Genomic DNA, 294 nt, shown 5'->3' on the forward strand with positions numbered 1-294 from the left:
TGGACGACGCGATGAGACGGCTGAATTGATGACTTTTTATTGCGAGCAGGCTGTAGGCTTCTGCCGCGAAGTGGGCTTGTCGGACGAGACTTTTTTCGTTTCGTTGATGGGCATGTTTAGCCAGTCCTTGAAGTTGACCACGACACTTAGCCCGGTAAAACGCGGTAACTTGCTAGAGCGTCTTCACGAAGTAAGTCGGCTCAGCCATGATTTTGGCTACGGGCTTGGTGATGAAATGGATGACCTTCTAGCGGACTACTCAGCTTTGGACTGACCGGCGGCCGCTTTCGGCCA

Annotated in this window: 1 pseudogene; it reads left to right on the forward strand. The window is 52.7% G+C overall.

Going from position 1 to position 294, the window contains the following annotated elements:
- Positions 1-274, forward strand: a pseudogene (locus ACHAC9_RS24600) (hypothetical protein); the annotation flags it as partial.
- Positions 275-294 lie beyond the last annotated feature (20 nt).

The sequence above is a fragment of the Massilia sp. CMS3.1 genome (assembly GCF_051262535.1).
GTDB lineage: Bacteria > Pseudomonadota > Gammaproteobacteria > Burkholderiales > Burkholderiaceae_D > Telluria.